This is a genomic window from Exiguobacterium acetylicum, assembly GCF_022170825.1.
GTDB lineage: Bacteria > Bacillota > Bacilli > Exiguobacteriales > Exiguobacteriaceae > Exiguobacterium_A > Exiguobacterium_A acetylicum_B.
Genome location: NZ_CP081878.1, coordinates 1,326,598 through 1,338,785 on the forward strand (window position 1 = coordinate 1,326,598; position 12,188 = coordinate 1,338,785).

Consider the following 12,188-nt stretch of genomic DNA (forward strand, 5'->3'; position numbering starts at 1 on the left):
CAGTATGTATATTTTTATTATGGTAAAATACAAATAAAAATATAGTACTTGTAAAACACTCATGTAATGTATGAGTGTTTTTTTGTTTTGTAAAAGTAGAGACAGTTTTTTGTCAGGAGCTAGAACAAACTTCAATCGTAAACGCTTACAAAACTAGATCGTTTTCGTTTTATACTGAATGCGTAGGAGGCCTCCACTTATGTTATTGAACGAAAAAAGCAAACGAATCCTTCATGTGATTCTTCATGAAGAGGTCGTACAAATTCCATTTTTATTAACGATTTTACCGTATTCTAAACGAACTTTGGAATATGAAATCGAACGTATTCAGGAATGGCTAGGTTATCATCAATTGCCATTGATTGATGTGAATGGATCGATTTTGACGATTCTATCCGATAAGGGGATCGGAGAAAAATTAGAGAAGGCTGAAATAATCTTTTCAGAAGAAGAGCGTGAGCTGCTAATCATTTTCTATACGATGATGGAGGAAGATTTTGTTTCTTCCGTACATTATCAACAGTTGTTAAATGTATCGAAATTTACAGTGCAAGAAAGCTTAAACGCTGTGAAAAAAGATGCGGTTCAATTTGGAATTACACTTAATTATTCTCGAAAAGATGGATATCACTTCTATGGACATCTTCAAACTATTTATTTGTATATGTATCGAGCAATCGAAAGATTGATTCGACTTTCTACGAAAAACGATTTGATGTCTATGATCATCAACGATTGGTCTGATCGTCTCGTTAAAGCAAAGCGACAAATTGAATCATATGAACTGGAGCAATCCTTTCAATTCGTAGAAGAGCATCGAGAAAAACTTTCTTACTTTTTGATGATGGGTCGTTCGCTAGCAATAAAAGAAATCGTTCCGAGTGAAGAACCATTATTCGTTAAGGATATTGATTCGAAACTAATTTCGTATTTCGAAGAACGGACATTATTCGTTGATACGTTAGATCTCCTTATACAAAGTGGTCCGAAGGTAGAAGAGGAAATTCAGAAGGATTTGCATGTTCGTCTCTCTACGATCATGCATGAAGTGATTACTCATTTTGAAACGATTTCTTGTACTTTCATTATCGAAAAAGAAGCTCTTTGTGAAAAACTAGTACTCCACTCGAAAGCTACAATGCAACGTCTCTATTCAGGTTTGGAATCGTCATCAGAATTAAAGCGTTATGTCATGGAAGAACATCAAGTATTACATGTTCTAGTGTCGAAAGCATTAGAGCCATTCCGCAAGTTGATGAATCAAGATATACCAGATGTTGAAGTCATGTATTATACGCTCCACTTTGCTACACATCTGAATCAGCAAGGGGAGCAACTGGATAAAAAGTTGAAAGCAATCGTTGTCTGTCCAAGTGGGATTAGCGTATCGCATATGCTCGATTACATTCTCAAGAATCAATTTCCGGAGATTGTATTCTTACCGCCCGTGTCACAACGAGAAGTCGGCCAATTCGTAGAAATCGTCGATGTCATTTTTACGACAGTTCCGTTAGAAGAGGGCATTCATTTGCAGGCAGATGTCATGCTAGTGCCTACATTACCAACCCGTTTTGAGCAAATTACATTGAGACGTTCGGTCGAACAACGTTTTTTAAAGCGAAACCAACCTGATGGAGTTCAGCTGGAGGATTTGATTGCTGTCATCAAACAACATGCAACGATCCATAGTGAATCGGCATTACGACAGGAACTGAATCAATTGTTATATCCAAGACAACAAAAACCGCTACAAGGAGGGCAACCGGTGCTAAATGATTTAATTACAACAAACCAAATACAGATGCACCAACGTGTGGATTCATGGATGGATGCCATTCGAGTAGCAGCCAGTCCTTTACTGCTCGAGAAGAAAATCCAACCGACATACATTGAAACGATGATTCAAAACGTTGAAGCTCATGGACCATATATCGTTTTGATGCCAGATGTGGCGATTCCACACGCACGACCGGAAGACGGCGTACTCCAACTAGGAATGAGTATTTTGAAGTTAGAAGAGCCTGTATTGTTTCCGCAAGATAAAGAGGTTCGTCTGTTCTTTGTCCTTGCAGCAATTGATCAAACAACACATCTAAAAGCATTAAGTCAACTGACGAATCTTTTAGGAAATCAAGCAGATGTCACACGTTTGCTAGAAGCAAACTCTGTGGCAGAAATTGAAACAATCATCGAACCATATTCAGAGGAGGACTAAATCATGAAGAAAATTTTAGTAGTATGTGGAAACGGACTTGGATCAAGTTTTATCATGGAACTCAACGTTAAAAAGGCACTTGAACAAATGGGGAAAGAGGCAGATGTTTCTCATACGGATTTATCGACGGCTCAAACAGAACCTGCCGATATTTATTTAGGAGCAAAAGATATCATTGTTTCGCTCGACAACGGTACGCGCGATATCGTTGCTCTTGAAAATGTCATGAATATCGAAGACATTAAGGCACAACTCAGTACACGTCTATAAAATATCACCACATAACAGAAGGGGGGACTGACCTTGCTTGATTTACTTATGCGTGACATTTTAGGGACACCAGCTATCCTACTCGGTATATTTGCTCTTGTCGGATTAATGTTGCAAAAGAAAGATCTTGCGACAATCGTTTCTGGGACACTGAAGACAATCATGGGCTTTATCATTATCGGAGCAGGAGCCGGTGTCATCATCGCAGCACTCGAAATCTTTAGTAAGATGTTCGACCAAGCATTCAGTATTCGGGGAATCATTCCGAATAACGAGGCAATCGTAGCAGTTGCACAAGATGCATTTGGTGTAGAGACTGCAATGATCATGGTGTTCGGGATGGTCATGAATATCATCTTGGCACGTTTCACACCATTCAAGTATATTTTCTTGACTGGTCATCATACGCTCTTTATGGCAAGTTTACTTGCTGCGATTCTTTCAGTTTCAGGATTGAGCGGTGTTCTATTGGTTGTTGTAGGTTCGATTCTACTTGGATTATGTATGGTTCTTTTCCCGGCACTCTTGCAACCGTTCGTGCGACAAATCACTGGTTCTGACGACTTTGCAGTTGGGCACTTTGGTTCTCTTGGATACTTTATTTCTGGAACGATTGGAAAATATGCGGGAAATAAAGAACACTCAACGGAGCAAATTAAGGTTCCAAAACAACTAGGGTTCTTAAGGGATACATCCGTTGCTGTTTCTTTGACGATGACGCTATTGTTTGTTGTCGTTGCATTGTTTGCCGGACCAGGATTCATTGAAAAAGAATTATCAAGTGGATCAAACTATATCGTTTTCTCTATCATTCAAGCTATTACGTTCGCGGCAGGAGTATACATCGTACTTGCCGGTGTTCGGATGCTAATTTCGGAAATCGTACCCGCGTTCAAAGGAATTGCAGATAAACTCGTACCGAATGCAAAACCAGCACTAGATTGTCCGACAGTCTTCCCATTCGCACCAAACGCGGTCATCATCGGTTTCCTATCCAGTTTTGTCGCTGGATTGATTTCAATGTTCTTCTTACCTTTACTCGGATTATCAATCATCGTTCCTGGATTAGTTCCGCACTTCTTTACAGGTGCTGCTGCCGGAGTATTCGGTAATGCAACTGGCGGAAGACGAGGTGCAATACTTGGTTCGTTTGCAAACGGTATTCTAATCAGCTTTTTACCAGCCTTCCTTCTACCATTACTCGGAAATCTCGGTTTCGAAGGAACGACATTCGGAGATTCTGACTTTGCATTCGTCGGAATTTTGATCAGTTGGATTGTTTCTCTATTCAGTTAAATAGGCGTATTGATTACTTAGCTCGTTATAAGAAACTGAGCGATTCATTTCTAATCATCGAAAAAGACCTGATGCTTCTGAACTCATTCAGAAACAGTCAGGTCTTTTTAGTTGCTATGTAGGCGATGGACGATCTGAATGATGTCTTTTTTCGGACGGTCAGGAAACCTGAGACACAACTTTTCGACGCACGTTACAGGATCCTCATTCTCTAACAAGCGAAGGGCTTCCTTGACGACTGGATCATGTGGTTCGTTCACTTCGAAAGTTTTAGCTGTCGAGTCGTTCGAGTGATGGATCAAATAAAACAACAAGGTATGTACAGAAACGAGGACGACTTTCGTCGCGAATGAGATCATGATCGTCTCCGCATAAAGATCCATCCAAAGCAAGACGCTTAAGCTTACTAAAAAGTTCGCTACAGCAAAGAGGACGTTTGAGATAGGGCGCTTAAACAATCCACCGAGCGCACGCATCACTCCGTCGAAGATGACGCTAATAAGTAGACTCGCGAGATAGAAACATAGGAGAAATGCGAGGCAACCGACAAGCGAGGCGAAAGCGACGTCTCCGACGTATAAGATTAGTCCATCGATTAGGAGTAAAGGAAGCACTAAGATGAGACAGAGAAATACAAGCGAGAAGGCAGAAAACAGTCGTGACATCAGATCATCCTTTCCGTGCGACTTGCCTGTTCAGGCAAGAGACGCAGCATACAAACTAGGATACCGCTTAATACAGTGGATTACAATTATTGACAAAAAAGAAGTGTGTTCAGAATGTTTCTCAGTTGAGAGTGGAAATCCTGTCAAAAAGCGGCTTGATGTCCAGTTAACATCTGGATTATCCATTGACAATCCTTACCTTTCCCTCTTACAATTGAAAATGATTATCAATACAAGTTGGGAGTTCTGTCTACTATGAATGTTAACCGTAAAAAACTACTACTTTCTACCGTCTCGATCCTGTCTTTGACATCCATATTGATTGGCTGCTCGAATCCGGGCGAGTCGACAGGAGAGCGAAAAGATAAAGATACAGTGACGCTCGCGTGGCCACGCGATGTCGGAACGATGAACCCGCATGTCTATAACCCATCACAACTGTTCGCGCAATCGATGATTTATGAACCACTCGTCCACTACGGCGAAGGTGGAAAGCTCGAGCCTTACTTGGCATCGTCTTGGAAGATTTCTGAGGACGGAAAAACGTATACATTCACGCTCCGTGACGGCGTCAAGTTCTCGGACGGTTCGACGTTCGACGCAGCCATCGTCAAAAAGAATTTTGACGCGATCCTTAAACAAAAAGCCTTACATAGCTGGCTTGGTTTCATCACAAAAATCGAGAAGACGGAAGCGGTCGATGCGAAGACATTCCGCCTGACATTATCAGAAGCCTACTATCCGACGATTCAAGAACTCGCGGTCGTCCGTCCAGTGCGTTTCCTCGGAGAAGCTGGATTCCCGGAAAACGGTGATACGTCGAAGGGTGTCAAAAAAGAAGTCGGAACAGGGCCTTGGATGCTTGACGAGTACAAACCGGATCAGTACGCAACGTTTAAGGTCAACAAGAACTACTGGGGACCGAAGCCGAACGTCGATCACATTAAAGTCGACATCATCCCGGATGCGGAGACACGTGTCTTAGCACTCGAAAAAGGACAGGTTGATCTGATTTACGGGGAAGGGGCGATCAGCATCGATGCCTTCAACCAGTTGAAGACGGATAAGTCGTATAAAACGCAGATGTCTGAACCAGTCGCGACGCGTCTCCTCGTCTTGAACACGAAAAATAAACGTCTGTCTGACGAACGCGTCCGCCAGGCGCTTCAGCACGGTTTTGATAAAGCCGCACTCGTCGAAGGTATCACGTCAGGACTAGAATCCCCGGCTGATTACCTTCTACCACCGAACATGCCGTACACCTCGAATCTGAAAGTGCAGCAGCGAGATTATGACGTGAAGGAAGCAAACCGTCTCCTTGATGAAGCAGGCTGGAAACTGCCGAAAGGTGAAAAAGTTCGCGTTAAAGACGGTCAACCGTTGCAAATCGGAATGATGTATGACGCAGCCGAACAGGTCCAAAAGGCAATGGCGGAGACACTGCAGTCCGAATGGTCAAAAATCGGTGTCGAGCTGAAAACAGAAGCTGTCGAATTGCCGGATCAAGTCCAGCGTTTCAAAGACAACCGATTTGATATCAACTTCTACAGTAACTTCGGTGCACCGTATGATCCACATACGTTCGTGAACCTGATTGATACGGATGGCTTCGGCTTCAAAGAAGCGATTTCGGCTTATCCGAATAAAGAACAACTCTTGCAAGAGATCAAAGATGTCTTGAAGACGACAGACGAAACGAAGCGTCAGAAGATGTACGCTGACATTCTGCCATCGCTCCAAGATCAAGGTGCCTTGATTCCCATCTCGTACTTGAAGAAGATGGCGATCTATCAATCGGACGTGACAAACTTCCAGTTCCCGGCGAACCGGGACGAAAGTCCATTTGCTCGGATCGGCATCAACTAAAGGAGGGATGACATGGGGGTCTTCCTCGTCAAACGTATATTATCCGTTATCCCGATTTTGTTACTTGCTGTCTTGATTCTGACGGGGCTGATTCATCTGTCGCCGGTTGATCCAGCAGAGGCCTATCTATCTGCTGCTCATATCCAGCCGACAGATGAATTACTCGCTGCCAAACGAGCAGAGTTCGGACTCGATCAACCATTCTACAAACAATATTTCGATGCTGTCATCCGCTTGGCACAGCTTGATTTCGGAACATCCTATCTATCGGGTAAACCGGTCCTTGAAGATGTCTTGCTCCGCTTACCACCAACGGTCGAACTGGCGTTGACAAGTCTGTTACTGGCGCTTGTCATCAGCATCCCGCTCGGATTCCTTGCTGGTATTAAGAAGAATGGCTTTTTTGACCATCTAAGTCGGGGAATCGCCTTCATTGGTGCTTCCATCCCGTCGTTTTGGCTCGGTTATCTGTTCATCTTCTTCTTTGCCGTAAAGCTGGATTGGTTTCCGGTCGGTGGGACAGGAAGCGTCATGCACTTGATCTTACCGGCATTGACACTCGCGTTTCCATTGATTGCGCTGTATACACGATTACTTCGAGGCAGTGTGATTGAAGCATTGAACGAACCGTATGTCTTATTCGCCCGGACACGTGGACTGAAGGAAGGACGGATTCTTGGTAAACACGTCCTTCGGATGGCAATCCCACCGATGATTACAGGTCTCGGGATGAACCTCGGGAAGTTACTGACGGGAACAATCATCGTCGAGACCGTCTTCTCTTGGCCGGGCTTCGGTCGTTACTTCATTGAAGCGATCTTTGATCGAGATATGCCGGTCATTCAAGGGTATGTCTTTCTCGCTGCCCTCGTCTTCATTGGTAGTAGTTTGCTCGTCGACATCATTCAAGCCGTAATCGATCCGCGACTAGCGAAAAAAGGAGGGACGGTATGAATACACCACTTCCAGCAACGATGATTCGGTCGCGGTATACACCGCTTCTCTATCTCTGTGCAGTCGTCTTGATCGGGATGGCAGGCATTGCCTTGTTTGCCCCGTGGATTGCGCCGCATGATCCGAATCTCGTCGACTTGACGCAAAAACTACACGGACCGTCGTCTGCTTATCCGCTTGGCACTGATCAGCTCGGTCGGTGTCTCTTGTCCCGGTTGATTTACGGCGCGCGAATCTCACTCGGCTGTGCCGTCTTGATTTTCATCGCCTCACTTGCGATTGGATTGTTCGTTGGGACACTTGCCGGTTATCGTGGTGGCTGGGTCGACCAACTCTTGATGCGCCTCTGTGATGGCGTGATGGCATTCCCGAGTCTGATTCTCGTTCTCGGTCTTGTCGGTATCTTTGGTCCAGGACTCAAGCAGGTCATCATCGCCTTGATGCTCGTCCAGTGGGTCTATTACGCGCGGATGTTCCGCGGAATGGTCATGACGCTGAAGACGGAAGCATTCATCGCGGCTGCTCGCGTCAATGGATCGTCTTCATGGAAGATCATCCGGACACACATCTTGCCGAATATCTTACCGCCGCTACTTGTCATCGGGACGCTTGAAATGGGCTGGGCGATCATGGATATCTCAGCGATGTCGTTCCTTGGTCTTGGTGTTCAGTCACCGACAGCCGAGTGGGGAGCGATGATTCACGAAGGAAAATCCTATATCCGGACGAACCCGGAACTGATGATTTATCCGGGACTTGCGATCATGCTCGTCATCATCAGCTTTAACATTTTAGGAGAACAGTTAGCCGAACGGTTCGGTGTTTCAAAAACGATGAAATGAGAGGAGGTGCCCGTATCGAACCGATATTAGCAGTTGATGGTCTGACTGTCCGTACGAAACAACAGGTGACGTTGATTGAAGAGGTATCCTTCTCGATCCACGCGGGACAGATTCTTGGTCTCGTCGGTGAAAGTGGTTGTGGGAAGACGGTGACGAGCCTTGCTTTGATGCGTCTGCTTAATCCGCAGACAACGCAGATGACCGGTGATATCACACTGAATGGAAAATCCATTCAATCTTTATCGGAACGCGCTGTTCGGACGATTCGTGGTGGTGAGATTGCCTTCATCATGCAAAATCCGATGAGCGCGTTTACGCCGGTCTATACGATCGGGCACCAGATGATTGAAACGATTCAGACGCACGCGCGTTGTTCAAAGCGTGAAGCGAAACATCAGGCAATGACGGCACTCGAAGAAGTCAACTTGATCGATCCCGCCCGAGTGCTCAAAGCCTATCCGTTCGAACTGAGTGGTGGGATGTTGCAACGGGTCATGATTGCCTTAGCTGTTGCGCTCCGTCCGAGCGTCCTGATTGCCGACGAACCGACGACGGCGCTCGACGTCTTCAATCAAAAGACAGTTCTTGAATTACTCGAACGGATGCGGGCGACTTATGAAACGGCAATCTTATTGATTTCGCACGACCTCGGTGTGGTCGCTGAACTCGCAGACGATGTCCTCGTCATGCAACAAGGTCGGATCGTTGAACAAGCAGATGTCTTTGAGTTGTTTGATCGTCCGCAACATCCGTATACGCAGTCACTTCTCGCACAGCATATCGGAAGGGAGGCGCTTGGGTGAGTCTCTTGCAGATTGATCACGTCTCACACGTCTACAAACGCCGGTTTCGACCAGCACAGACCGTCTTGCAGGATGTCTCGTTGACGCTTGAAGCCGGTCAATGTCTCGGACTACTCGGGTCGAGTGGTGCCGGAAAAAGTACGCTCGGACGATTGTTGCTCGGACTCGAACGTCCTTCAAGCGGAACGATTTGGTTCAATGGTGTCGATTGCCAAGCGACAAAACGTCCCTTTCAAGGTGATGTCCAAGTCGTCTTCCAGGACTCGTTTGCTGCCGTTAATCCGAAGCTGACAGCTGCTGCCATCATCGCGGAACCGCTTGATAACTTTATTCGTTTAAAGGGAGAAGCACGACAACAGCGTCTCGTCACGCTCATTGAACAGGTCGGTCTCAAAGCAGCAGATTTAACGAAGTATCCGTCACAGTTCAGTGGCGGACAACTTCAGCGGATTGCGATCGCACGGGCGATTGCTGCTGAACCACGACTGATCGTCCTAGACGAAGCGGTCAGCAGCCTCGATATGGTCAATAAACGGTTGATTCTCGAGTTACTAGCTGATTTAAAGCGAAAACATGGCTTAACATATGTCTTCATCACGCATGATATCAAAGCAGCTGAACAACTTTGCGACAGCTTCGCGATCTTAGAGCAAGGACGCCTCGTCGGGCATTATCCGAGTCTAGTTGCATTTGATGCTGCGACGGATCCTGCCGTCGAACGGATGCGTCAAGCAAAGCTTGCCGTACATCCAAGGCAACGAACGATTCGTCAAGCACAACCAAACAAAGGATAACGGACTGTGAACTGCTCCGTTATCCTTTTTTGTGCTGTAGAGGTGGATTAGTCCGCTGTTTTTCGGAATCGAAGTGCCGAACAACCAAGTGTGAGAAGAATCCAAACAAGACAAAAAGTGACACTGATCAGATGGGACGAAGAAAAAAACGGCGCAGTTGGCGGTTCCGATAGAAGTGCACCAGGCGTGAAAAATAGAACGTCTGGCAATAACGAAGGAAGTGCGACGAGTAACAAGGAGACGACGAGCGATAAGATGCCAATCGGAACGGCACGTTGTAAATAGGTGCTGATTAGTAGCGTCAGACTGACGACGAATAATGTCCAAAGACTAAAATCGCTGATGATGCGTAGCGCAAGTATCGGTGAGAGGGATCCGAACCAATAGACGGTCAGACCATAAGACGTGACTGCCCCAATCGAAATACCGAATAAACTGATCATGCTGTGGCTGAACCATTTCGACACGAGATAGACATTTCGCGAGACAGGTCGTGTCAAAATGAAATCTTGCATGCCGGTTTGTCGGTCTGACGCGAGCAATCCCATGAAGCTCATGATGAGGACGATCAATCCGAGTTGATTGAATTGCCCATGGATCGTTGCGCTAAAGACGTCAAGCGGTTGCGGGGCAGAACGATTCGGATCAATGATGATCCCTTCCGCGTTTCCGACATGTTCGAGCAAAACATCCATATACATCAACAGCAACGGTTGCGTCACGCCGAGAGCGATGAAGAAAAGCGGCAACCAGACGATTTTCCATTCTTTCCACGCTTCCAGCCACTCGGTCATCGTCAACGTATAAAAGGTCCTCATACATCCGCCACCATGTCGAGAAAACGCTTCTCAAGTCCAATCGGTTGATAGGCAATCGAAGCAATCGACCATCCTTCGTTAATCAAGGTCGTGGCCACTTGGGAAAGATCCAGCGGGTGCTGTGCTGAGAACTGATAGTTGCACGGGTTGATTCGATCCATCTGTATCTTTGGAAAAATAGTAGTCGAAAGGGGTGGGGCAGGTGTGAGCGTCTCGATTTGAATCTGGTAGGGATTAACGTCGCGTTGATGCGCGAGCGGACCCAGCAATCGACCGTGCTTAATGACTAAAAAACGGTCGCAACACGTCTTCGCGTCTTCTAAGAGATGGGTCGAGACGATAATCGTCATCCGTTTTTTTAAACGAAGGATCAACTGGTTGATATCATGTCGACCGCTTGGATCGAGTGCGGACGCGGGTTCGTCTAAAATCAATAACGTTGGTTCATGTAAGATTGCTTGGGCGATTCCGAGGCGTTGGCGCATACCGCCGGATAAGCGTTCAATCACTTCTGTTTGTTGGTCGCCTAATCCGACTTCTTGTAAGACAATTGGAATCCGCTCGGTTAGCGTTGCGCGATTAAGACCAGACAAACTTCCAAAAAAGCGCAGTGACTGTTCGCACGTCATCCAAGGCTTGAAATCAGTCTGTTGCGATAAGTAGCCGATGACCTGTTTTTGTTGTCGGATCGGGCGATTATACATCGTGATCGAACCAGGATCACTGTTGATGATTCCACTGAGGCATTTCAGGAGTGTCGTTTTTCCGGCACCATTTGGTCCAATCAGACCGAGGCATTCATATTCGTGAATCGTAAAGGAAATATCGTCTAGGATAAGACGGCGTTGAAGTGAAAGCTTGAGATGCGAAATCTGGATCATGCGGTCATCCTCCTTCCGAGGACGAAGTAAAGAATCGAGCCGATCGGCTGGACGAGGAGAATGATCAATAACCATGTAGTCGGGGTGGCAATTCGGTCTTTTCGTCTGAACCAATCGATGCAGGCGCAACTGAGCAGAACCAAGTTGATGGAGATATAAATCAGTAACAACGGCAAAAATCGTTCCCAGTCGAGTTGTGATAAGGCAGAGAAATCTGTATTCATGAAAAACCCTCCTTTTCTATTACCATTATCAATAATGGAAATAGAAAAGTCAATGTTTGAAATGAATCAATCCTAGTTCGCAAGAAATGAAAGCTATGTTAAACTTCTCTTATCAAAATTTTCCAAATGATGTGTAGATTGACTAATTTGATTGAAAGACAAATCATGATTCGGGGGAGCGCTACATGCAGATCTATCAGTTCAAAAAAGAAGTTGGTAAGAAAATTACGAAGTTCGATTCTAATTTTGTGATGTCACAGATCATGCAGACCGAGAAAGTGACGCACATCGGATGTATCCATTTAGAGAAGGATGGAGTGGTCGGTTATCACCAAGCGGTCGTGCCACAACTTCTGTTAATTGTAGAGGGGGAAGGCTTTGTAAGAGGGGATACGGATGAATTCATCAGCATCCAGAGTGGTGAAGCCGTATTTTGGAATCAAGAAGAATGGCATGAAACGAAGACAGATACGGGGTTAACGGCGATTGTAATCGAAAGTGAGGAACTCGATACGTCAGCACTCGTTGCCCTATAAAGGTACATAAAGACACTCTCTCTG

General features: G+C 45.7%; 13 protein-coding genes. 9 read left to right on the forward strand and 4 right to left on the reverse strand.

Annotation, left to right across the window (positions count from 1 at the left end; genetic code table 11):
* Window positions 1-199: 199 nt before the first annotated feature.
* From K6T22_RS06805 to K6T22_RS06815, 3 genes are read left to right on the forward strand one after another with little or no spacing between them, the layout of a single operon-like run.
* A complete protein-coding gene (locus K6T22_RS06805) occupies window positions 200-2,215 on the forward strand; it encodes a BglG family transcription antiterminator (protein WP_238239608.1) in 2,016 nt (671 codons plus the stop codon).
* Between the two features lie 3 nt (window positions 2,216-2,218).
* Window positions 2,219-2,485, forward strand: a complete 267-nt coding sequence (locus K6T22_RS06810) for a PTS sugar transporter subunit IIB (protein WP_238239609.1) — start codon at window positions 2,219-2,221, stop codon at window positions 2,483-2,485.
* A 33-nt stretch (window positions 2,486-2,518) separates the two neighbouring features.
* Entirely contained in the window at window positions 2,519-3,781 is a 1,263-nt protein-coding gene (locus tag K6T22_RS06815) for a PTS ascorbate transporter subunit IIC (protein WP_238239610.1), read from the forward strand.
* A 107-nt stretch (window positions 3,782-3,888) separates the two neighbouring features.
* On the opposite strand, the gene K6T22_RS06820 is transcribed toward K6T22_RS06815, so the two are convergent.
* Complete coding sequence (locus K6T22_RS06820) at window positions 3,889-4,446, reverse strand: hypothetical protein (protein WP_238239611.1); 558 nt, start codon at window positions 4,444-4,446, stop codon at window positions 3,889-3,891.
* A 255-nt stretch (window positions 4,447-4,701) separates the two neighbouring features.
* Between K6T22_RS06820 and nikA the strand changes: the two genes are divergently transcribed.
* The 5 genes from nikA to K6T22_RS06845 are packed head-to-tail and all read left to right on the forward strand — an operon-like array spanning window position 4,702 to window position 9,705.
* Window positions 4,702-6,312, forward strand: a complete 1,611-nt coding sequence (gene nikA / locus K6T22_RS06825) for a nickel ABC transporter substrate-binding protein (RefSeq protein WP_238239612.1) — start codon at window positions 4,702-4,704, stop codon at window positions 6,310-6,312.
* Window positions 6,313-6,324: 12 nt separating this feature from the next.
* A complete protein-coding gene (nikB, locus tag K6T22_RS06830; RefSeq protein ID WP_238239613.1) occupies window positions 6,325-7,266 on the forward strand; it encodes a nickel ABC transporter permease in 942 nt (313 codons plus the stop codon).
* The gene (nikC, locus tag K6T22_RS06835) at window positions 7,263-8,108 is read left to right on the forward strand and encodes a nickel ABC transporter permease subunit NikC (protein ID WP_425293147.1); all 846 of its coding nucleotides are present in this window, start codon (window positions 7,263-7,265) and stop codon (window positions 8,106-8,108) included. The genes nikB and nikC overlap by 4 nt, the downstream gene beginning before the upstream one ends.
* Window positions 8,105-8,911, forward strand: coding sequence for an ABC transporter ATP-binding protein (locus tag K6T22_RS06840; RefSeq protein ID WP_238239614.1), 807 nt, complete (start codon window positions 8,105-8,107; stop codon window positions 8,909-8,911). Before nikC ends, K6T22_RS06840 begins: the two co-directional genes overlap by 4 nt.
* Window positions 8,908-9,705: an ATP-binding cassette domain-containing protein gene (locus tag K6T22_RS06845; protein ID WP_238239615.1), complete on the forward strand. Its 798-nt coding sequence runs from the start codon at window positions 8,908-8,910 to the stop codon at window positions 9,703-9,705. Before K6T22_RS06840 ends, K6T22_RS06845 begins: the two co-directional genes overlap by 4 nt.
* 47 nt (window positions 9,706-9,752) lie before the next feature.
* Here K6T22_RS06845 and K6T22_RS06850 read toward each other — a convergent pair whose 3' ends face one another.
* From K6T22_RS06850 to K6T22_RS06860, 3 genes are read right to left on the reverse strand one after another with little or no spacing between them, the layout of a single operon-like run.
* Entirely contained in the window at window positions 9,753-10,523 is a 771-nt protein-coding gene (locus tag K6T22_RS06850; protein ID WP_238239616.1) for an ABC transporter permease, read from the reverse strand.
* Entirely contained in the window at window positions 10,520-11,404 is an 885-nt protein-coding gene (locus tag K6T22_RS06855; protein ID WP_238239618.1) for an ABC transporter ATP-binding protein, read from the reverse strand. The genes K6T22_RS06850 and K6T22_RS06855 overlap by 4 nt, the downstream gene beginning before the upstream one ends.
* Complete coding sequence (locus tag K6T22_RS06860) at window positions 11,401-11,628, reverse strand: PLDc N-terminal domain-containing protein (protein WP_238239619.1); 228 nt, start codon at window positions 11,626-11,628, stop codon at window positions 11,401-11,403. Before K6T22_RS06860 ends, K6T22_RS06855 begins: the two co-directional genes overlap by 4 nt.
* A gap of 185 nt (window positions 11,629-11,813) precedes the next feature.
* On the opposite strand from K6T22_RS06860, the gene K6T22_RS06865 reads away from it, so the two are divergent.
* Window positions 11,814-12,164 (forward strand): cupin, encoded by a 351-nt coding sequence (locus K6T22_RS06865; protein WP_238239620.1) that lies wholly within the window; start codon window positions 11,814-11,816, stop codon window positions 12,162-12,164.
* Window positions 12,165-12,188: the final 24 nt, after the last annotated feature.